The sequence below is a fragment of the Bacillus sp. SB49 genome (assembly GCF_000469135.2).
Classification (GTDB): Bacteria; Bacillota; Bacilli; order Bacillales; family Halobacillaceae; genus Halobacillus.
Window position 1 is genome coordinate 3,096,824 of the sequence record NZ_CP048117.1, and the last position, 21,091, is coordinate 3,117,914.

The following is a 21,091-nucleotide window of genomic DNA, read 5'->3' on the forward strand; positions in this document are numbered from 1 at the left end:
TTGATGGGCAAATCGCAGCTGATAGTATGCCGCCTTCTAGTTCATTTGTGACCAAAATATGACAACTCACCCTCACTTGTGAAAAACTTCACAAATAACCATTGTCATCATTCAAAATCTATTGCATACTATAATTGTGAAATGATTCACAAACAAACGCAACCATACGGGAGGAATCCATAATGACAAGAGAAAACGTGAACCGGGTAGCTTTGATCGGAGCAGGATCAGTAGGAAGCAGTTACGCTTTTGCGATGCTGAACCAGGCGATTGCAGAGGAATTCGTGATCATTGATTTGAACGAAGACAAGGCGATGGGTGATGCGATGGATTTGAACCACGGCAAAGTGTTCGCCCCGAATCCGACGAAGACGTGGTACGGCACGTATGCGGATTGTAAGGATGCCGATATCGTCTGCATCTGTGCCGGAGCGAACCAGAAGCCCGGCGAGACGCGGCTCGATTTGGTGAAGAAGAATCTCGCTATCTTCCAATCTATCGTCGATGACGTGATGGCGAGCGGCTTTGACGGCATCTTCCTCGTTGCGACGAACCCGGTCGACATTCTTACGTATGCGACCTGGAAGTTCAGCGGCCTGCCGCAGAACCGCGTGATCGGCAGCGGAACGATCCTCGATTCCGGCCGATTCCGTTATCTCTTGGGCGAATATTTCGACGTCACTCCGCAGAACGTCCACGCCAACATCATCGGCGAGCACGGCGACACCGAGCTTCCGGTCTGGAGCCATGCGACGATCGGGGGCGTGCCTGTGATGGAGTGGGTCGAACGCGATTCCCGTTACCATAAAGAAGACTTGGAGGAGATTTTCCTCAACGTCCGTGACGCGGCGTACCAGATCATCGAGAAAAAAGGCGCGACCTACTACGGCATCGCGATGGGACTGGCGCGGATTACGAAAGCGATCCTGAACAACGAGAACAGCATCCTTACCGTCAGCGCACCGCTTGCCGGAGAATACGGCCTGGAGGACGTCTACATCGGTGTACCTGCCGTCGTGAACCGGACCGGCATCCGAAACGTCGTTGAAATAAACCTGAACGAAACCGAACAGAAACAGCTTCACCACAGCGCCGGCGTCCTGAAAGAAATCCTCGGCGAACATTTCAAGGCGGCAACGAGACCATAAGGAAAGAAGGCTTCTGTCATGTGGTTACAACAGTACGATCCGTTCGGAAACACATGGGTGAGCGCGCTCATCGCCGCTCTCCCGATCCTTTTCTTCTTTCTCGGATTGACGATTTTCAAAATGAAAGGCGTGCTTGCGGCGTTTCTGACGCTTGCCCTCAGCATTATTCTGTCGGTCGTTTTCTTTGATATGCCCGTTTCCAACGCGGTCGCATCCGCCATTGCCGGCATAGCGAAGGGTTTGTGGCCGATCGGCTATATCGTCATCATGGCCGTCTGGCTGTATAAAATCGCCGTCGACACCGGGAAGTTCACCATCATCCGCGCAAGCATCGCGAGCATCTCGGAAGACCAGCGGCTCCAGCTCCTGTTGATCGGCTTCAGCTTCAATGCCTTTCTCGAAGGAGCCGCCGGATTCGGCGTACCGATTGCGATCAGTGCCGCCCTGCTCGTCGAGCTCGGTTTCCGTCCGCTGAAAGCAGCCGCGCTCTGTCTGGTCGCCAACGCCGCATCCGGTGCCTTCGGCGCCATCGGAATTCCCGTCATCGTCGGTGCCCAGATGGGGAACCTCGAGACGATGGAGCTGTCCCGGATGCTCGCTTACATATTGCCGTTGATTTCCTTTGCCATCCCGTTCCTGCTCGTTTTCCTTTTGAGCGGATTCAAGGGCATCAAGGAAACGCTGCCCGCCCTGTTCGTCGTGAGCGGCCTTTATACCGGCGTCCAGCTCTTCACGATCCTCTTCCTTGGGCCGGAGCTTGCGAACATTCTCGCCGCTCTCGCCAGCATGGCCGGACTTGCGTTGTTCTTGAGAAAATGGCAGCCGAAGACAATCCACCGCGAAGAAGGCGCTCCCGCCGTCGATGCCGGCACGACCTACCGGATCGGCGACATCATCCGGGCATGGTCCCCGTTCTACATTTTGACCGCGGCGATCACGCTCTGGAGCCTGCCTGCGTTCCAAAGCCTGTTTGAAAAAGGCGGACCGCTTGCTGCAACGACGCGGAGCCTCGAGATTCCTTTTCTTCACGAGGAAATTCTGCAAGCTCCACCGATCGTTCCGGAAACGAGCGCCCTTGCTGCCGTCTTCGAACTCGACCTGCTAGCTGCGACCGGAACGGCGATACTGGCCGCCGTCCTTGTCACCGGCTGGACGAGTACGACGATCACGCTCCCTGAAGGAATGCAGGCATTGAAACGGACGATCCGTGAACTGTGGCTTCCTGTACTGACGATCTGCTTCGTCATGGGATTCGCCAACGTCTCGAACTTCGCAGGACTGAGCTCCTCCATCGGGCTCGCCTTAGCGGAGACCGGCGGCTTCTTCCCGTTCGTGAGCCCCGTCCTCGGCTGGCTCGGCGTCTTCATCACCGGGTCCGTCGTCAGCAACAACGCCCTGTTCGGCAACCTCCAGGTCGTCACCGCCGGACAGATCATGACCGATCCCGGCCTCCTGCTTGCCGCGAATACCGCAGGCGGTGTCATGGCGAAGCTGATTTCTCCACAGTCGATCGCCATCGCGACCGCTGCCGTCAAAGAGACCGGTCAGGAATCCAACCTGTTCCGAATGACGCTGAAATACAGCCTTGCCCTGTTAGCCGTCGTCTGCGTCCTGACTTATGCACTATCGCTTTTATAAAAAAGAAGGGCTCCCTGTTATTCGGGGAGTCCTTCCTTTTTACTCAGAAACTATGTAATTAGCTAAGGGAAATTTCAGCACAGGGCGGAGGGACATGAGCCGCCCTCTCTCCAACTATAATTCTTACACATACCTCAAGATTCCCTATTAATCTGGGAGTCCCTCTTTCTTCTGTACCCCTTCCCCCGTCAACAGCACGATCACATTCAGAATCAACAGGTAAAAAGGATAGCCAAGCAGCCCGCCGATGACGAAGAAGCCCATGCCAGGGTTCGGCGCCTCCCCCGGGTCCGTAATCGGGAACGAAACCGAAAACAGATAGGCGAACAGCACGAAATAGGGAATCCAAGTGAGAGCCGTCCAAACATTTGCCTTCCTTCTCTCCATCCGCTTCCTCATGAACCAGTAGAGAAGAACCGTCCCGGCAAGCACCGTCACACCCATGGCCACACCAAGGACCAGCATCGTCCGGTCCAACCCCCATCCCGTCAACCGGCTGATCCGATAGACGTTCAGCATCAATTCAAGAGGAATCAGTGCGAGGAGAGCGGCGAAGATGCTTGCGGTATTCAGCTTCCAAAGATAATTCATGCCGATCGCCCCTACACAGGACTTTCGGCATTTTTATAGTAGACGAGGTGATCCGTCCACGCATCGTTTTCAAAGAGGAACCCTTTGCGGATGCACTCATACTCCATGCCGCAGCTCTCGGCAAGCTTCACAGATGCGGCATTGTCCAGGTTTATGTGGGCTTCGATCCGGTGGAAATCCAGCCGGCGGAAGGCGATCCGGAGCGCTTCCTTCACCGCTTCCCCGCCGTAGCCGTTCCGCCAGTACTGATTATGTATCGTGTAACCGATCCGCCCCCATTGGAAGGAGTCTCTTGCAAGCGTAGAGAAATCGACCATGCCAAGATGCGCACCGTCGGCTTTTCGGAACACAGCGAAAACAAACGCCGTATCCGTCCGTGCCAGCTCCTGATGTTTCTCTACCAATCGGCAGAACCACTCCCTCGTACATTCGCGCATGTCGAGTCTCCCCGGGTCATGGACATGCTTCGATGCGCCCCGGCTCTCAAACCCATCCAGCCAGTTCCCGTAATCCTCTTCCTCCAACGGCCGGATGACCAAACGCTCCGTTTCCGACCTGCACTCGAACTTCTCTGTTTCCAACAGCACAGCGACCTCTCCTTTTTCAGGAACTTTCTTACAGCACCCATTATCCCTCTTTTTGTTCCGTGCGAAAAGGTGTCAATCCGATTCGGTAGACAAACATTCCACGGTGGAAGACACGATTTGTTCTTCCCGTTTCCCGTACACCTCGTACTTGATCCGGATGTTCCTATCATCCTTTTCATGCACATCCACAAGTGTCACTTTCAAATGATCATCGAACAAATGCCGAGTAATTTTTTCATACTACTCCCCTCCATCATTTCGCCTGATTTTCCTCATCCATTTTGATCGCCCTTTTAAACTTGTCCACAGTGAACAGCCACATACAGTTGACGACGATCAAGTAGATGGCGATGATCGATAAAGTATCCGGGATCGACGCTCCCACCGAATTTCCACGCATGTACTGAATGAGGGAATAGCCAACGAAATAGAGCAGTGGAGTCCCCACATGAAAGACCGCAAAGATCAGCTTCATTGAATTCTTCAATGGACTCCCTCCCCTGTTACGGCGCGTGTTCAACGCCGTCTTCTACGTACGATTCCATCACCACTTTCCCATTACTTCTGTAATAATAATAGGTTTTCTCATCATCCTTCAGGCGGACACTGACCATCCAATTCTTATCGCCCCGTAGATTCGCCATAAACGGCTCACTGGAAACAATGTCGCTCTCTTTCAGATGCTTCTCTGTCGTCAAATACTCCACGACCCGCTGTTCCACGCCTGCCTTTTTGTATTGGACGTATCCGAACCCAATTCCTATGATAAGCAGTACACTGAACACGATCGCACCCATTTTTTTCATGGCAGCCTCCTAGAAAATTCCGCTATGAATATTTTACCAGATTATAAAAGGCTAATGATAGTGACAAAACAAAGGAAACAAGGGGAGATTCCTCAAACTTGCCTCCTCTCCCTAAATCTTCTACCATAGGGATAGAAGTCCCCGACAAGAGAAAACGACAACCGAGTGAGAAGGAGACGATTGGTTTGAAGCCGAAAATTCAAGATGTAGCCAAAGAAGCAGGTGTATCACCGACGACGGTATCACGAGTGCTGAACAACCGAGGATACATAAGTGAAGAAACAAAAGGAAAAGTATATGCAGCGATGGAGAAAATCAACTACATACCGAACGACCTGGCCCGTTCCCTCTTTACCAATCGGACGAACGTGATCGGCCTGATTGTACCCACCACGGAAAATCCTTTCTTCGGTGAAATCGCCGCTGCCATTGAAAGCGCTTGCTCTAAGAACGGTTACAAAGTGCTCCTCTGCAACAGCTTGAACGAACTGGAGAAGGAAAAGAATTATTGGGAAATGCTCCGCAGACACCAAGTGGACGGAGTCATTGTAGGCACATACAATCGCGGTCTGTTCCGGGAAGCGGAACATCCGCTTCCGATCGTCGCGATCGATCATTTCCTGTCCCCCGGCATTCCGGTCGTAGGCTCCGATAACTACGCTGGCGGAAAGCTTGCAACAGAAACCTTGATCGAGAAAGGATGCAGGAAGATCGTCCACATCCATGGACCGGTCACTTTGGAGACACCTGCCAACAAACGGAAACAGGCGTATGAAGATGTGATAGCTGCACATGGCCTGTCCTCGTACACGTTTGAAATTAAAGAGATTCTCGATGAAGCGGCGAAGACGAAGAGAATCGAGGAAGTTTTCGACCAGTATCCCGATGCAGATGGGGTTTTCGCGAGTGACGACTTGGTGGCTCTTACCATTCTTAACGAAGCACGTAAGCGAGGTATCCTTGTCCCTGAGGAGCTGAAAGTTGTCGGATATGATGGAACGAAGCTGATCCGGTCGGTAGCCCCCGGGTTGTCCACCATCTGCCAGCCTGTCGCGGCTATGGCTGAAAAGGCCGTCCGTATGCTCCAAGATCAAATAGAAAATGCCGATTTCCATGCAGGGGAAACTGCCTATTTAGATATCTCCTTCCACGAAGGTATGACGACATAACAGGAGGGAGCCGAGTATTTACCCGGCTCCCTCTTCGTTTTTGATACCGCTTTCAAATCAGGCCGATCCTTCCGCTTCCTGATACGTTGTCCGATAAGAGCGATTCTCCTCTTTCTTCCGGTGTTTCGATAGAAGGAAGATAGATAGAATGGTGAACCCATAAACGATGGTTCCCAAAACGAAATAAGTCGTTTCAAAGGATGTCGCATCCAGTAGACGCCCGATGAGGTTGGAAAAGACGATGACGCCGACCTCTCCAGAGACTTTGAACCCGATCAAATAGATGGTCGCAGACATCCGTGCATCGAAATTCAAGGCAATGTACTTGAAAACAGCAATGAGCATGATCGGAAGTTCGAAGGCATGCAGAAGCTTGACAAGTGAAATGGAAACCGGTCCGTCGGCCAGTCCTGATCCGATGATGCGTGATCCCATGACGAATCCTGCTAAAATCAGCGCCTGTTTCGCTCCAATCTTATTGACGATGAAGGGAGCAGCGAACAACATCGCCGATTCGATGAACACTTGGAAGGAATTTAAATATCCGTAGACCTGCTGACCGGTCGCGACATCGGTGAACTGTTCTGTGAAATAGACCGGAAACAGCTGCACGTCATACACCGTATAGATGCAGGCGGTTCCGAACAAATAGACGAGCAGCAGCCAGAATTTCTTCAACTTCAGTACAGACAAAATATCCTTTACAGAAAGCGAAGATGCCTTTTCTTTATCCTCCTCCGGCTCATCTACTTTGAACGTCCATGTAAGTAGGAAAAATCCGATACCTGCGACCGAAGCTGCCCAGAAATTCAGATGAGGGTTGATACTGAGAAGGATTCCAGCACTGAGTGTCGCCGCTGCGTAACCAATGGAACCCCACATACGCGTCTTTCCGAATTCGAAATGGTACTTCCGGCTGATCTTCTCCGTATACGATTCAAGAAATGCGACACCACCGATGAATCCAGCTCCGAAGAAAATGCCTCCGAGAACCGCCCCCATCAGGAAATTCGTCTGCAGTAACGGTTCGTACACATAAATCAAAAACGGTCCCGTCCCCATTAACAAGACACTCTGAAACCAGAGGATATACTTCTTCGTACCGATTTTATCCTGGATGATCCCATATAGGAACATGAAGGTGAGTGATGCGAATGAATTAATGGAGAAAATCGTTCCCGTTTGTGAACCAGTGAGTCCCAGATTCTGATTCAACCATATGGAATAGAACGACCACCAAACCGACCAAGTGATGAAGAACAAGAACAAAAATCCGGAAGAATACCAATATTTCACGTTGCGGAACACGTTCATCTATACCACTCCTTTTCCAAAAAAAACCTTTTATTAACCTTATAATAAAGCGGTTTCAAAATTATGTCAACCGGTTGACATATAACGTTGCAACCGGCTCGTCCTACTCTCTTAAATAGAGAAGCGGATAGAAAATAAAACCTTTTTCACCGAAAAAGCGCGCCCACCTGAAGATGGGGCGCCTTTTCATCTATCAAACAACTTACTCCCTGAGAATAGAATAAATATAAGTTTCGTAACGAAACCTTCCTGCATCACGCCTCCACCACTTCGATGTCTGCAAACATATGGTGTGCCAATTTATATACAAGATAAGTGTAGGGACTGACGAGGACGAAGATCGTTGCCGGCACCTGATAGACAATAAAGCCGGCGACAACGGTCAGACCAATTAGGAGCATCGTCGGCCCGAAATTCGAAACCATCAGCATGAGCGCATTTCGGATGGTGTGTTTCATTCCCGAGTCGATATGGACGATGACCGGAAACAAGTAGATCGTCGTCGCCAGAAAGACGCACAGCAGCAGGCCGAACGGGACATAAAGCAGCGTGCTCAAAAAGGAAGGATGCAGACTCAACAGTTGGAAATCCCAGTAGAGAAAAATGGCGAGTCCGGCCCATAAGACAGACAAGAGAAAGCTGCGCTTGAAGTTCTCCCGGAAACTCCGGAAGAACGGGCGGAACACCCCTTGGTATTCCTTCTCCATGATCAGGCGCCGCTGCACACTGAACATGGCCGTCGTCGCCGGAAACACGGTCACGACTGGAATACACAGCACGATCCACAAGAGATTCAAAAGCACGAAGTCAACAATTCTCTCCAGCGTTTTGTAAGCCCAACTGTCCAAGATCTTCAATTCCTTCCCCCTCCTTCATCCCTTACCTACATGGCCGAACGTATCCTGGCGACCTTCAGTTTCGAAACAGCAGCATGACCTTCCTCAGCAGTCAATTCCACACCTTGCACGACACCTTCCGAGAAAATCAAATCTGTCAGCACCACTTCCCCATCGTTTACGAATAACTCGACGGAAGAATGATCGACATAGACCTGCCACGTCATCGGCCGTCCCGTCGGAGGAACGTAAGCTGCATGGCAGCCGCTGAAGTCTTCATGAAAGCGATCCTCTCCGGATAAGGAGCGGTCGATATACACCCGGCTTGTATCCGATTCGTATCCAATCACGGTTTTCTCCCCGTTCGTCGTCGGAAGGACAAGCTGGAAATGCCGGCTGTCTGTCGGATCGACTGTGAGCTCGACTTTGAGCGTCCCCGTCTTTAAATCGTCCGCCAGACGGTAGTTCCCGGCGACAGACACATCCACTTTTTCTGAAATCGTTTCTTCCAAAGTACCGAGCTCCTTGACTGGAGATTGGAACAAGCGGATGCCTGATTGCGTCGTCCGAAGCGTCAGCTCTCTTGGAAGCGTCATGGCACTGCGGAATGATTCAGTCGGCAGCTGATTGGCATATCTCCAATTACTCATCCAGCCGAGCAGAATCCGGCGGCCGTCTTCTTCCGGAATGTCCGACCAGGTCACTCCGGCATAATTATCGCGGCCGTAATCCAGCCATCGCACCGCCTCCGGTTCATCGGCAACGAAGTGCTCCCCATCGAACTCTCCGATGAAATACTGCGTCCGTGATCCTTCCTCATACTGCGGATCGTCCCCGATGCTGACGATCATCACCCATTTTTTCTCATTAGAAGTGTCCACTTGTAAAGGAAAAAGATCCGGGCACTCCCATACCCCGAGATGCGCTCCTTCCTCTTTCCCGAAGCTCGACGCATATGACCACTCGATCAAGTTCGGAGACGTGTAAATATTGACCCAATCTCCGGCGGCAAGGACCATCACCCAGCGACGATCCGGGGCATGCCAAAATACTTTCGGGTCCCGGAAGTCTTTAAGGGATGCATCTTCCAGCACCGGATTCCCTGCATACTTCACCCACGTGCGCCCGTCATCCTTACTGTAGGCAAGACTTTGCTTCTGGATATGATTCCCGTCCGCAACTTCCTTCGCATGGGTGAAAATGGCGACCAGCCCTGCGTTTCCATCAAACAATCCAGATGTGTCTTCCCAATCGACGACACAGCTTCCAGAGAAGATCATGCCGTGCTCATCCGGTTCGAGTGCCACCGGCAAATGCTCCCACTCCACCATATCCTTACTGACGGCATGGCCCCAGTGCATCGGTCCCCAGGTCGTACCGAACGGATGATATTGATAGAACAAGTGGTATTCTCCGTGGAAGTACACCATGCCATTCGGGTCGTTCATCCAGTTCTCTTTCGGTGAGAAATGGTACTGCGGTCGGTACTTCTCCCGTGCGAAATCTTTCGGCGTCTCTTTTAATACAGTCATCTAATCTCCTCCTGGTCCTTTTCTACATAGAGAAGGTCTGCTGCCTCATCGGTGGCAAACCTCCCCTTATCCATTGTCTTCACTCTTTGAAATCATCGTATCCTTTCTGGTAAATGTCCATCAGCTCCGGCAGCCCCATTTCCTCAAGCTGCTTGATATAGGCATCCCATTCCTCTTCGATGCCGCCCTCCATGAGCCACTGGGCTTTCTTCTGATTCACGAATTCCATGATATTGACTTCCAGCTGATTGATCCGTTCCAACTCTTCTTCCTCGAAGAATACTTTCGGATAACTCTCTTCCACCATATGTGGTTTGTAATGTTCTTCCAAGATCGCGAGACGTTCTTTTGCACGCGGTTCCATATCGACAACCGTCCCGAAATCCTCTTCCAAGACGACGAACGGCCCGCCCGGAGCTACTTTTGGACGGAATTCACCCATCGGTACTCCTTCTGGAAGCTCCTTGTTCACGAGCATGCCATTGCTGTCTTCTTCATACACTTCACCAAGCGGTCCCCAGTTCACCTGTGCAGACATCTTCGGCGCATAGAATTGATCCATATAGCGTGCCGTCAGCTCCGGATACGGGTTCACTTCTGTCATGACAAACGCATCCCGGTGATACTCGGAATAGTTCGACTTACCGACAATTTTGCCTGCCGGCCCTTCAAGCGGAGGCATGACGACGTAATTATCGACGCGGTCCGTGCCCACGAGCTCCGTATCTTCCCACCAGAGGAAGGAACCGATCGTCATATCATCTGTCTTCCCTTTCGAGAACAGCTTCGCCATATCATGAGTCGTCGCTTCTTTATCAATCAAGCCTTCCTTTACCCAGCCGTGGTAATACTCGATCGCTTCCTTGAATTCCGGCTGCGCGGCGGAGAAGAGCACTTCTCCGTCTTTCACAATACGGTGTTCATTGTTATCCGGCACGCCGAACAGGGCAATCAAATCCCCCAGATTTCCCGACCAGCCGTGGTACATGAACGTCAGACCGATTTCATCCTTCTTGCCGTTTCCATTCGCATCCTCTTCGACGAACGTCTTCAGCGCATCATGGTATTCTTCCAACGTCGTCGGAACATCAAGTCCGAACTTATCCAACCACGTTTTGTTGATGTACTGGATGTTCGGCATCTCGACCAGGCCCATCTCCTCCGCTCTTGGAAGCGAATAGATATGTCCGTCCGGGGCCGTAATCGTTTTCTTCAGAGCCGGTCTTTCCTCCAGACGTTTGGAGAGGTTCGGCATATGCTCTTCAATCAAGTCCTCAAGCGGTACAATCGTCCCCCGCTTTCCGTATTTCATCAAATCAAGATCACTGAATCCGGAATTATAGAAAGCATCCGGCAAGTCTCCACTCGCAAGCAGCAAATTCTTCTTCTCCTGATATCCTTCATCCGGGTAGTTATCCCAGCTGATCTCGACATTCGTCTCCTTCTCCAATTCTTTAAAAATGGTCATCTCTTCGAATCCCGGAGCAAGCGGGGACTTCGGAGCAGTGAAATAAAGGGTCACTTTCTCATTGACGATCGGCAGTCCTTCCTCATTCAGGTCGATATCCTTCACTTCTCTCTTCTCTGTGGAAGAGGCATTGGAACAGCCCGTAAGAAACGCCGTCAAACCGAGGAACAGGACAACCATCAGCAGCATCGATCGCTTCATTCTCTTCATCCTTTCATAATAAGAATCCTCTTACAGGAGGGGGATCAACCCTTGATTCCCCCGATCATCACACCTTTGACGAAGTACTTCTGAACAAACGGATAAATGATGAGCAGGGGCAGGGCGGCGACGATGATCACTCCGTACTTGATCATTTCCCCGACACGTTGTTGAGCAGCAAAGTTGTCGATGCCTCCCATCATTTGGACACTCATCTCGTTCTGGGTCAGGATGTTGCGGAGAACGAGTTGAAGCGGATAGAGATTCTCATCGTTCAAATAGATGAGAGCGTCGAAATAGGAATTCCATTGCCCCACCGCATAGAACAGCACCATGACGGCAATAATTGGTTTCGATAGCGGCAGGACAATCCTTGTGAAGAATTTTGTGTTGGAACAGCCGTCCATCTTAGCGGCTTCAAGCAGCTCTCCTGGAATCGTCGACTGGAAGAACGCCCGCGCCACAATGACGTTCCAGACCGCAACCGCTTTCGGAAGGATCATTGCCCACATCGTATTGAGCAGTCCCAAGTCCTTCACGAGCAGGTACGTTGGAATCAACCCTCCGGAGAAGAACATCGTGAAGACGAACACGACGGTGATGAGCGTCCGACCACTCAAGTCTCTCCGGGATAAGGCGTACCCGGCAAGCAGCGTGCACGTCACCTGAATCACGGTTCCGACAACGGTGTACACCACCGTATTCTTATAGCCGTTCCAAATCGTACTGTCTTCGAAAATCCGTTTATATCCGTCCAACGTGACATCCTGCGGCCAGAACCATACCTCTCCGGCATAGATGGCATCGGGGTCACTTATGGAAGCGATGACGATGAAGTACAGCGGGTAAATAACCGATAAACAGACACCTGTAATCAAGAGCAGATTCAGTACATCGAAGATTTTATCTTCCCGGGACCTGCGGCCGAACTTCGCTTTCATGCTTTGAATCATCTTCTTTCCCCCTTCCTACCATAGACCTGTACCTGATAATTTCTTCGCCGCCCGGTTGACGGACCAGAGCAGGATTAAATTCAACACCGCGTTGAATAAACCGACCGCCGCAGCGAAGCTGTACTCCGCCTGCTGTAGACCGACTTTATACACATAGGTCGGAATAATCTCGGCCGACGGTTGGTTGAGAGGTGTCTGCAGCAAGAAGGCTTTCTCAAACCCGATGTTCATGATGTTCCCGACCGAAAGAATAAGCAGGATGGTTGCGACCGGCATAATTGCCGGTATATCCACATGGAGGATCCGTTGGAACTTATTCGCCCCATCCATCGTGGCCGCTTCGTGTGTCTCCGGACTGACTGCAGATAAAGCAGCAAGGTAGATAATGGCCGACCAGCCGGTTTCCTGCCAGACACCGGACCCGATATATAACGGCTTGAACCACTCCGGCTGTGACATGAACGCAATCGGTTCGACCCCGAATACGCCGAGGATACTGTTTACCAGCCCATCTTGAGAGAAGAATACGAACACCATTCCGGCAAGCACCACGACAGAGATGAAATGCGGAGCGTAAATGACCGTTTGAACGAACCGTTTGTACCGTTCGTTGATCATCTGGTTCAATAACAAGGCAACGATGATCGGCAGCGGAAACCCGATCACCAGTTGAAACACACTGAGCCAGATCGTATTACCGATTAAATCCCAGAAATTATAGGACTGGAAGAAGCGGGTGAAGTGCTCCAGACCGACCCATGGACTTCCAAGAATCCCTTCCGAAGGTATGTACTCCTTGAAAGCGATCAATACTCCGTACATCGGAACATAATGAAACAACAAAAAGTAGATGATGGCAGGCAGCAGAAAAAGATAAAGCTCGTAGTTTTGGAGAATCCCTCTCCATCGCCGCTTGGCCCTCGTCTTCTTTTCCGCCCGTTTCATGGCGGAAGTCCTGACGATGTTATCCATCCATTCACTCTCCTTTATTCAAGAATTCAACCGGTTAACTATTTTTGTAAGCGCCTACACAAATCATATGTCATCCGGTTTCATATGTCAACGGGTTGACATAAAATATTCTGAAAATTACAGAAGCGTAAAGCATTACCCTTTATAGTGAAAAATTTTCCTTTTGCAACACGTACTTATTTAATAGATGGAATTTTTAATATTCGCTATTTTGATACTTTTCATGGACCTATTGTTTATTCCGAAAACCTTTGCTAGAATTCAGAAATCAACTTCATACGATCCTTATATATCTATGGAAATATGGTCCATAAGTTTCTACCCGGCAGCCGTAAAATGCCGGACTATAAGGAAGGTTAGAACGCCCCATGTGACTTTTTACAATAATGGAGGTGCATTCTCTTCTTTCTTTATAGATGGAGAGGATGCGCCTTTTTTTGTTGTTTGAAAAGGTCAGACGTCTAACGATAGCAAGGGTCTATGAAGCCACTTTAAGGAGGCTCTCATGCATATTTTCTACGGCATTTTATCACTCATTGGATTACTGTTTCTGGCTTGGCTTCTGAGCACAAATAAAAAAGCCATCAAATGGCGCACGATCGTTACAGGTGTTGCGCTGGAAGGACTCTTCGTCTACTTCATGCTCAACGTTCCCCTCGGCAGCTGGATTTTGGAGAAAGCCGCTCAGGGCGTACAGCACGTACTGAACTACAGCCAGGAGGGAATCGATTTCCTATTCGGCGGTTTCTTTGCAGAAGGAACCTCTGTCGGATTTGTTTTTGCGATTCAGGTATTATCGGTCATCATTTTCATCTCGGCCCTTGTATCCGCTTTGTATTATTTACGGATCATCCCTTTCGTCGTCCGCGGACTCGGTTGGGTCGTCGGCAAAATCTTCGGTACGACGAGGGTGGAATCCTTTAACACCGTCGGCAATACCATGCTTGGGGTCGCCGAATCTCCCATACTCATCAAGCCTTATCTGGCCAAGCTTACCCGTTCGGAAATGTTTACGGTGATGGTGGGAGGAACGGCTTCCGCCAGTGGTGCCATCCTGTTGTCGTATGCCCAGATGGGGATCGATATCAAATATTTGCTCATATCCGTTTTCTCCGTACCTTTTGTTACGATTGTCATAGCTAAATTGATGGAACCGGAAACGGAAGAATCGATAACTAAAGAGGATGTCTCGATGGAAGAGGCGGGCCACACCAATATTTTCGAAGCCATTTCCGAGGGAGCGGTAAGCGGCGTGAAGCTTGCTGCGAATATCGGCGGTCTGCTGATTGCCTTCATCAGTATCCTGGCTCTCACCAACGGCATGCTCGGCATCATCGGACTCGATCTCGCTACCATATTCGGCTATGCCTTCTACCCTTTCGCGATCCTTGTCGGCATCCCGGTGGAGGATGCGTTCCGCGCTGCATCCATTATCGGAACAAAGCTTACGGCAAATGAATTGATCGCCTTCCAGGACGTCCTGAAAATCCAGGAGCAGCTGCAGCCGCAGACCGTCGCAATCCTGTCCGTTGCACTGTGCAACTTCGCAAACCTCTCTACGATCGGACAATTGATCGTCGGCCTGGGATCCATGGCTCCGTCCAAGAAAAAACAAATCGCATCGCTTAGTTTCAAAGCGATTATTGCCGGTACGATGGCAAGCTTTATCACAGCTATCTTTGTGAATATGTTTATTTAAAAAGTATGTAAGAGGATACATGTATAGAAAGAGCGCGCAAAATGATTCACACATTTTGCGCGCTCTTTTCCTTTATTCATTCACTTCCCCTGCCTGACCTTATACCAGCCCGACACGACGTCCCAAACCAATCCGACAGCCATGAAGACGACGATCCACATCGTCAGCTGTTCCCAAATGATTTCTACCGTGTCATAGGCCTCACTGCCGGCGACAAAATATTCCGTCTGCGCGAGCTGCTGCATGAAGTCCGGATTCCAGAAGGTCGGACCGTTGATCAGAAGCAGAAGCACCCCGAACGATAATACATTGACGACGGCGGTATAGATGACCAGCTGGACCGTCCACCTGCCGTAGATGAGCTTCAGGCATTCTTTGATGATGCCGAATCCGAAGATCAGGAAGAGAAACAGATACGCGTTCCAATTCCCGGTATTCAGAAACGGTACGACGCCGTTGAAGCCGTCGCCTTTAAAAATCCAAATGCCGAAGTATTCATTGGAGAAGGCGAAGAGGGCCAGCAGGAACATGTAGAAGGCGATGCTGAAAATCGTCTCCCCGCGCTTGATCTGCCTTTTCTTCTCCGGGACGGGCGGCAGCTTGGAAGGCTTCCAATCCTTCCCGCCGTAAAGATCGATCGAATCCGACGCTCCCGCATAGCCGACGATCGCAAACCCGATCGTCGTCCAGCCAAGGGCCGTCGGCAGTCCGGTGACGAGCGAGACGATACACCCGACGAAGTGGTCGATGACGCGGGTCGGATCGACGACTACCTGGCCGAGGAAAGAGATAATAATGGTCGCCGCCGTTGCGATCAGGGAAATTTTCAATACAAGAATATAAGAATCATAGAGCTCCGGACCAATCAAATAATTCTTCGTGCCTCTGTATTTCTGTGCCAACTCCCTTGGGCTCCCCATCTCGATCAGCACCGCTTCGATATCCTCTTCCGTGACATCCCTTTCTCCGGCGCGGTCCTCGAGCATATCCTCGATCAAGGTCCGAAGCTCAAGGGCGATATCCTCCCGCTGCGACTCGGGCAGCTTCTGGGTGACGGCATAAATGTACCGGTCCACCATCTCCATCCTTTTCTCCTCCTTCATTCTCCCATGACGTCTTTCATACTGGCGGCAATCGAGCGCCATTCCGCCTTGAGCAGCTCATACACCTCACTGCCGAGCGGACTCAGCAGGTAATACTTCCGCGGCCGTGCCTCGCCCGTGTCCCAGCGGCTCTCAAGCAAGCCCTGCTTCTCCAGCCGGCGCAGGAGCGGATACAGCGTCCCCGGCTCGACGTGGATGCCTCTTTCCCCGAGCATCGTAACGAGCGAATAGCCGTACTGCGGTTCAGAAAGCTGACTCATCACACCGATCGTAATCGTACCCCGTCGCAGCTCCTGCAGCAGCTTATCCAGGTGTTCTTTCGCCTTCGCATTGCTCATCTCATCAACTCCTGCTTTTATTATACTGTATGACGCACACTATTGTAAATTGCATCTTATTTTATTTTACACATCTTCATGAAAAAAGAGCCTGGACCATCAAGATCCAGGCTCTTCCGTTCACGTATGCATCAGCGTCCGCTCTTCTTCCTTCACATGATACCTGCCCTTCGGCACAATCAAGGGCGTCTGGGACACGGGGTCTGGAATCACCGAGCAGCGGAGGCCGAACACGTCCTCCACAAGCGAACTCGTAATAATCTCAGACGGTGCTCCTTCCGCAAGCAGTTCCCCGTCCCGCAGCGCGAAAATGTGATCGGCGTAGCGGGCGGCAAGATTGATGTCGTGCAGCACCATCACGATCGTCGTCCCGTGCTTCCGGTTCAGGTCCGTCAGCATATCGAGGATTTCCACCTGATAGGTAATATCGAGGAACGTCGTCGGCTCATCGAGAAAAAGGATGTCCGTTTCCTGCGTCAATGCCATTGCAATCCAGACGCGCTGGCGCTGACCGCCGGAGAGCTCGTCGATGTTCTGGTCGGCAAGCGCGGTGATGTTCATGATCTCCATTGCTTCCGCGACCGCCTCATAATCCTGCTTGGACCACCCCTTCAGGAACTTTTGATGTGGATAGCGGCCGCGGCCGACGAGGTCGGCGACGGTGATGCCTTCCGGAACGACCGGCGACTGCGGCAGGATGCCGAGCACGCGGGCGAGCTCCTTCGGTGGGATCTTGCTGATCGCCTTGCCGTCGAGCGTGATGTCACCTGCTTCCGGCTTGATCAGCTTCGCCATCGTCTTCAACAGCGTCGACTTGCCGCAGGCGTTCGCGCCGATGATGACATTGATTTTGTTCGACGGAATGGCAAGGTCGACGTCGTGGAGGATCGTACGCTCCTCGTAGCCGACGCGGATGTGATCGGTTCGGAATGTATGTGGCTTCATGACAAACTCCCCTTTCGATTCATACGGATAAGTAGATACAGGAGGAACGGAGCACCAAGGATCCCTGTGATGATGCCGACAGGGAAGCGGACGTCAAAGGCGAACTGCCCGATTAGGTCGGCTCCGAGCACGAGGTTGACGCCGACGAGCCCGGCCGGAATCACGTTCGAATAGCCGACCCCGACGAGCCGTTTCGCAATCGGTCCGGCAAGAAACGCGACGAACGAAATCGGTCCGGTCACCGACGTCGCAAGCGCCAGCATCGCGACCGAGCTAATGATCAGAAGGATCCTCGTCCGGTCCGTGTTCAATCCGAGCGACGACGCCGACTGTTCGCCGAGCTCGAGGATGCTCAGGTGCTTCCCGAGGAGGACGACGACCGGTACACAGATCAGCACCGTGATCGCAAGCGGCCCCAATTTATCCATCTGCGACCCGTTCAGGCTTCCGCTCAGCCACTGAATCGCCGTCGGTAAGTCCTGCCTGCCGCCCTTCATCAATAAATAGGAAATCGCTGAGCTCAGAATCGCCTGGATGCCGATTCCGATCAGAATCAGCCGGCCGATCGAGAACGTCCGGCCGCGGGAGAGCGCGTACATGACGACGACGGCAGTGAGACCACCGATGATCGCAGCAGCAGAAGCCGTACCCTCACTTGTCTGCAGAATCAGAATGCAGTAGACGGCAGCAACGCTCGATCCTGTCGTGATCCCGAGGATATCAGGATTGGCAAGCGGATTGCGGAGCATCGTCTGAAACGTATTGCCGGCGATCCCGAACGCAATCCCCGCAAGAAGTCCTGCAACCATCCGCGGCAGCCGGATCGTGTTCACGGCGAAATCCGCCCCGCCTGATGCGTCCCCGGACAGCGCTGCGATCACTTCCGGAATCGAGTAGACGGTATTCCCCATGACGAGCATCGTCCCGCTGAGTACCACCGCAAACAGGGCAAGGAGCCCGTTGACGATGATCCAGCGCCGGCGCCTCTTCCGCCGTCCACGTTTTATTTTTTCTATCGCTTCATTCATAGGGATCTGACCTTCATTCCTGTCGCTAAAAGGATTAAGAGCGGCGCCCCGATGAAGGCGGTAACGACACCGACTTCGAGTTCCCCGGGACTGCCGATCAGCCGTCCGCTCACGTCCGCGATCGTCAGGATGATCGCTCCTGCAACGGCGGAGAGCGGGATGATGAGCCGGAGGTCCGGCCCGAGCATCAGGCGGATGACGTGCGCCGACAACAGCCCGATGAACCCGATCGGTCCGGCAAGCGCCGTCGCTGCCCCGCATAACAGAACACCCGCGAAGGCGGCGACGATACGGAGCACGCCCGTCCGGACGCCCTGGCCGCTCGCCACCTCATCACCGAGGGCAAGAGCGTTCAGCGCCGGAGCATACAACACCGCAAGCAAGAGACCGATCAGTAAAAAAGGAAGAAATGTACCAAGCGCACTCCAGTTGCCGGCCCCGACGCTTCCGACCTGCCAGAACCGGAACTGATCGATGACGTCGGTGCGCGGCAGCATGATCGCACTGACGAGCGACGACAGTGCGGCCGTCGTCGCCGCCCCCGCAAGGACGAGCTTGAGCGGCGTCGCTCCGCCGCGTCCCATCGAGCCGATGCCGTAGACGAACACCGCCGTCAGCATCGCGCCGACAATGGCAAGCCAGATATACTCCGACGCCGTACTAATCTGGAAGAAAGCGATGCCGCTTACGACAAACAGCGCCGCCCCCGTATTGACACCGAGGATGCTCGGGTCTGCGATCGGATTGCGCGTGACCGCCTGCATGAGCGAGCCCGATACCCCGAGCGCCGCCCCGCAGCACAGGCTGAAAAGCGTCCGCGGAATCCGCTCCTGCACGACGATTGCATCATACGAATCCGCACCTGCCTCAAACAACCCCGTCATCAAGCCCTCCCAAGGCACGACCCGCGAACCGAACGCAAGCGAAGCAAGACTGCTTACGACAAGCAGAACGAGCGACAGGACGAGAACGAGCGGTAAATACTTCGGTTGATGTATCGCCACGCCTTTTCTCACGGTCCCTCGTTACTCCTCGCTTTTACGCGCCGCTTCTGCAAGCAGCTCTAAATAATCTTCGATCGTGTAAGAAATGGACAGCGGGCTCGGGGTCCCGGATGCCGCAAGCGGGGTCCCGTCGCCGATGAATGCGACCGCGCCGTTCTTAATGGCCTCGATTTCACCGAGACGCGGATCCGCCTTGACCGCTTCATACAGCTTCTCATCCCCGTAGCCAATGATGAAGTCCGCATCGTTCAACACGTCCGCATTCTCTGCACTGATCGTCAGGAAAAACTCCGAATCATCTTCGATCATGTCCTTCACACGATCCGGATACGTGAGCCCAAGCTCCTCTTCAAGGAAAGCGACCCGCGTATCTGCCGGCGTGTACAAATGAAGACTGGAGAGATCCTCCGCCGAGAAGTTCGCCCAAACGACTTTCTTCCCATCAAGCTCCGGATATCCCTTCGCCTTCTCCTCGATCAACGCTTCCGTATCCTCCACCAGCTGCTTTCCTTCCTCTTCCATACCCATCCCCTTCGCGTTCATCAGAATCTGATCACGCCAAGGCGTCGTCCACGGAGAAGACGGATACGCAACAACCGGTGCAATCTCACTCAACAAATCATAATCCTCCTGCGTGATGCCGGAGTAAGCGGCCAGAATCACATCCGGATTCGAATCCGAAATCGCCTCGAAATCAAGCCCGTCCGTATCCTGGAACACATTCGGATCCTCTACACCAAGCTCATCCAGCTTCTCCTTCGTCCATGGAAGCAGACCACTGTCATCCTGCACCCCGTAGTTCGCAGCCGAGAATCCTACCGGCTCGACACCAAGCGCAAGCGCCACGTCCTGGTTCCCCCACTGCACCGTCGCCACACGCTCCGGCTTCTCCTCGAGGACGGTTTCACCGAACGCATGCTCAATCACAATCTCCCCGTCCTTCGCATCCTCCGATCCGGAAGCCTCTGCCTCCTTCTCCTCTGAGGAAGAAGAATCACTCGCACAGCCCGCAAGCACAAACAGGAAACCCACAAACATCAACAGCAAAACATATGAAAAATTCCGTCTATTCGACATATTCGATCCCTACCTTTTCTTATAATGGTTCGATCATCGTGTAAGTTATGTATATTCGATAACGATAATCATTCTCATTTATAGTATAGGCATTTCGGAATCCTGTCAATGGACACCGGGACGAAAATCATGACGGAACAAAAAGAAACAAACACAAAAAAGCCGGGAATCCTCTGATCCCCGGGTCGATACGCCTATTTCGACGCGTTTATTTCTTTACACGGAACGACGTGAAACTCCCTGCGCCGCTTCGCCGCATCCTCTGCTCTTCTCTCTTCCAAAAACCGCCTGAACTCCGCTTTCGAGCAGGACGACTCCATCGCCAGCTCCACGAGCTCTTCCCACGAAGAACCCAAATCCTCTTTCACACGACCACCTCGTTCCTCGAATCGTTCCCATTCATCCTAGGGACATCTATCGCAAAAGCCCGCGACTGACCCCGTTTCCGGAGAGTTTCTGTCGATTCCTGTGCTCCTGTATCAACGTATTAAGTCTTTTATACTATTTTGACTCAAAGTATCTGACAAATCAAGTTAGTTTAGTTAGAAAATAACATTTTGTGAAGATAGTTTTTTCTTTATATTAAATGAGTAGTATTAGGATGGTATTTATTGGAGGTGTCATGAAAGGACTTCTAGATCCCAGTCTCTTTATAAGTAACTTGTTCGTGGTAGGAGTTCTT

General features: G+C 52.0%; 21 protein-coding genes and 1 riboswitch. Of the genes, 4 read left to right on the plus strand and 17 right to left on the minus strand.

Annotation, left to right across the window (positions count from 1 at the left end; genetic code table 11):
* Positions 1-182: 182 nt before the first annotated feature.
* Complete coding sequence (locus M662_RS16275; RefSeq protein ID WP_026578008.1) at positions 183-1,148, plus strand: L-lactate dehydrogenase; 966 nt, start codon at positions 183-185, stop codon at positions 1,146-1,148.
* An 18-nt stretch (positions 1,149-1,166) separates the two neighbouring features.
* Positions 1,167-2,786, plus strand: a complete 1,620-nt coding sequence (locus M662_RS16280; RefSeq protein WP_162129311.1) for an L-lactate permease — start codon at positions 1,167-1,169, stop codon at positions 2,784-2,786.
* A 147-nt stretch (positions 2,787-2,933) separates the two neighbouring features.
* Here M662_RS16280 and M662_RS16285 read toward each other — a convergent pair whose 3' ends face one another.
* From M662_RS16285 to M662_RS16300, 4 genes are all read right to left on the minus strand, one after another.
* A complete protein-coding gene (locus M662_RS16285; protein ID WP_026578006.1) occupies positions 2,934-3,377 on the minus strand; it encodes a hypothetical protein in 444 nt (147 codons plus the stop codon).
* 11 nt (positions 3,378-3,388) lie between these two features.
* On the minus strand, positions 3,389-3,964 hold the full coding sequence (locus tag M662_RS16290) for a GNAT family N-acetyltransferase (RefSeq protein ID WP_051348908.1): 576 nt from the start codon (positions 3,962-3,964) through the stop codon (positions 3,389-3,391).
* Between the two features lie 253 nt (positions 3,965-4,217).
* A complete protein-coding gene (locus M662_RS16295; RefSeq protein ID WP_026578004.1) occupies positions 4,218-4,451 on the minus strand; it encodes a hypothetical protein in 234 nt (77 codons plus the stop codon).
* 16 nt (positions 4,452-4,467) lie between these two features.
* A complete protein-coding gene (locus M662_RS16300) occupies positions 4,468-4,770 on the minus strand; it encodes a DUF3139 domain-containing protein (protein ID WP_026578003.1) in 303 nt (100 codons plus the stop codon).
* 185 nt (positions 4,771-4,955) lie between these two features.
* On the opposite strand from M662_RS16300, the gene M662_RS16305 reads away from it, so the two are divergent.
* Positions 4,956-5,939, plus strand: coding sequence for a LacI family DNA-binding transcriptional regulator (locus M662_RS16305; RefSeq protein ID WP_035388275.1), 984 nt, complete (start codon positions 4,956-4,958; stop codon positions 5,937-5,939).
* Between the two features lie 57 nt (positions 5,940-5,996).
* Here the strand turns inward: M662_RS16305 and M662_RS16310 are convergent, their stop codons facing one another.
* From M662_RS16310 to M662_RS16335, 6 genes are all read right to left on the minus strand, one after another.
* On the minus strand, positions 5,997-7,253 hold the full coding sequence (locus tag M662_RS16310) for an MFS transporter (RefSeq protein WP_026578002.1): 1,257 nt from the start codon (positions 7,251-7,253) through the stop codon (positions 5,997-5,999).
* A gap of 254 nt (positions 7,254-7,507) precedes the next feature.
* A complete protein-coding gene (locus tag M662_RS16315) occupies positions 7,508-8,110 on the minus strand; it encodes a YesL family protein (RefSeq protein ID WP_026578001.1) in 603 nt (200 codons plus the stop codon).
* 26 nt (positions 8,111-8,136) lie between these two features.
* Positions 8,137-9,621: a glycoside hydrolase family 32 protein gene (locus M662_RS16320; protein ID WP_051348907.1), complete on the minus strand. Its 1,485-nt coding sequence runs from the start codon at positions 9,619-9,621 to the stop codon at positions 8,137-8,139.
* Between the two features lie 79 nt (positions 9,622-9,700).
* Positions 9,701-11,290 carry an ABC transporter substrate-binding protein gene (locus M662_RS16325; protein WP_328700164.1) on the minus strand — a complete coding sequence of 530 codons (1,590 nt, stop codon included), beginning with the start codon at positions 11,288-11,290 and terminating at the stop codon, positions 9,701-9,703.
* Between the two features lie 44 nt (positions 11,291-11,334).
* Positions 11,335-12,231: a carbohydrate ABC transporter permease gene (locus tag M662_RS16330; RefSeq protein ID WP_026577999.1), complete on the minus strand. Its 897-nt coding sequence runs from the start codon at positions 12,229-12,231 to the stop codon at positions 11,335-11,337.
* Positions 12,232-12,258: 27 nt separating this feature from the next.
* A complete protein-coding gene (locus M662_RS16335; protein WP_026577998.1) occupies positions 12,259-13,215 on the minus strand; it encodes an ABC transporter permease in 957 nt (318 codons plus the stop codon).
* A 265-nt stretch (positions 13,216-13,480) separates the two neighbouring features.
* A riboswitch (purine riboswitch) is annotated at positions 13,481-13,582 on the plus strand.
* A 138-nt stretch (positions 13,583-13,720) separates the two neighbouring features.
* Between M662_RS16335 and M662_RS16340 the strand changes: the two genes are divergently transcribed.
* Entirely contained in the window at positions 13,721-14,914 is a 1,194-nt protein-coding gene (locus M662_RS16340) for a NupC/NupG family nucleoside CNT transporter (protein ID WP_026577997.1), read from the plus strand.
* Positions 14,915-14,994: 80 nt separating this feature from the next.
* Here the strand turns inward: M662_RS16340 and M662_RS16345 are convergent, their stop codons facing one another.
* From M662_RS16345 to M662_RS16375, 7 genes are all read right to left on the minus strand, one after another.
* Positions 14,995-15,999, minus strand: coding sequence for an HAAS signaling domain-containing protein (locus M662_RS16345; RefSeq protein ID WP_026577996.1), 1,005 nt, complete (start codon positions 15,997-15,999; stop codon positions 14,995-14,997).
* A 14-nt stretch (positions 16,000-16,013) separates the two neighbouring features.
* A complete protein-coding gene (locus M662_RS16350) occupies positions 16,014-16,355 on the minus strand; it encodes a PadR family transcriptional regulator (protein WP_026577995.1) in 342 nt (113 codons plus the stop codon).
* A 120-nt stretch (positions 16,356-16,475) separates the two neighbouring features.
* On the minus strand, positions 16,476-17,300 hold the full coding sequence (locus M662_RS16355) for an ABC transporter ATP-binding protein (RefSeq protein WP_026577994.1): 825 nt from the start codon (positions 17,298-17,300) through the stop codon (positions 16,476-16,478).
* Positions 17,297-18,328, minus strand: a complete 1,032-nt coding sequence (locus tag M662_RS16360) for a FecCD family ABC transporter permease (RefSeq protein WP_026577993.1) — start codon at positions 18,326-18,328, stop codon at positions 17,297-17,299. Before M662_RS16360 ends, M662_RS16355 begins: the two co-directional genes overlap by 4 nt.
* Complete coding sequence (locus M662_RS16365; protein WP_051348906.1) at positions 18,325-19,344, minus strand: FecCD family ABC transporter permease; 1,020 nt, start codon at positions 19,342-19,344, stop codon at positions 18,325-18,327. Before M662_RS16365 ends, M662_RS16360 begins: the two co-directional genes overlap by 4 nt.
* A 9-nt stretch (positions 19,345-19,353) precedes the next feature.
* Positions 19,354-20,409: an iron-siderophore ABC transporter substrate-binding protein gene (locus M662_RS16370; RefSeq protein ID WP_026577991.1), complete on the minus strand. Its 1,056-nt coding sequence runs from the start codon at positions 20,407-20,409 to the stop codon at positions 19,354-19,356.
* A gap of 194 nt (positions 20,410-20,603) precedes the next feature.
* Positions 20,604-20,777 carry a hypothetical protein gene (locus M662_RS16375; RefSeq protein WP_162129312.1) on the minus strand — a complete coding sequence of 58 codons (174 nt, stop codon included), beginning with the start codon at positions 20,775-20,777 and terminating at the stop codon, positions 20,604-20,606.
* Positions 20,778-21,091 lie beyond the last annotated feature (314 nt).

Coding starts and splice junctions, on each gene's coding strand:
- M662_RS16310 (WP_026578002.1), bottom strand. CDS start 7,253: ATGAACGTGTTCCGCAACGTGAAATATTGGTATTCTTCCGGATTTTTG.
- M662_RS16330 (WP_026577999.1), bottom strand. CDS start 12,231: ATGAAAGCGAAGTTCGGCCGCAGGTCCCGGGAAGATAAAATCTTCGAT.
- M662_RS16350 (WP_026577995.1), bottom strand. CDS start 16,355: ATGAGCAATGCGAAGGCGAAAGAACACCTGGATAAGCTGCTGCAGGAG.
- M662_RS16335 (WP_026577998.1), bottom strand. CDS start 13,215: ATGGATAACATCGTCAGGACTTCCGCCATGAAACGGGCGGAAAAGAAG.
- M662_RS16300 (WP_026578003.1), bottom strand. CDS start 4,770: ATGAAAAAAATGGGTGCGATCGTGTTCAGTGTACTGCTTATCATAGGA.
- M662_RS16360 (WP_026577993.1), bottom strand. CDS start 18,328: ATGAATGAAGCGATAGAAAAAATAAAACGTGGACGGCGGAAGAGGCGC.
- M662_RS16275 (WP_026578008.1), top strand. CDS start 183: ATGACAAGAGAAAACGTGAACCGGGTAGCTTTGATCGGAGCAGGATCA.
- M662_RS16355 (WP_026577994.1), bottom strand. CDS start 17,300: ATGAAGCCACATACATTCCGAACCGATCACATCCGCGTCGGCTACGAG.
- M662_RS16370 (WP_026577991.1), bottom strand. CDS start 20,409: ATGTCGAATAGACGGAATTTTTCATATGTTTTGCTGTTGATGTTTGTG.
- M662_RS16285 (WP_026578006.1), bottom strand. CDS start 3,377: ATGAATTATCTTTGGAAGCTGAATACCGCAAGCATCTTCGCCGCTCTC.
- M662_RS16325 (WP_328700164.1), bottom strand. CDS start 11,290: ATGAAGCGATCGATGCTGCTGATGGTTGTCCTGTTCCTCGGTTTGACG.
- M662_RS16345 (WP_026577996.1), bottom strand. CDS start 15,999: ATGGAGATGGTGGACCGGTACATTTATGCCGTCACCCAGAAGCTGCCC.
- M662_RS16340 (WP_026577997.1), top strand. CDS start 13,721: ATGCATATTTTCTACGGCATTTTATCACTCATTGGATTACTGTTTCTG.
- M662_RS16320 (WP_051348907.1), bottom strand. CDS start 9,621: ATGACTGTATTAAAAGAGACGCCGAAAGATTTCGCACGGGAGAAGTAC.
- M662_RS16280 (WP_162129311.1), top strand. CDS start 1,167: ATGTGGTTACAACAGTACGATCCGTTCGGAAACACATGGGTGAGCGCG.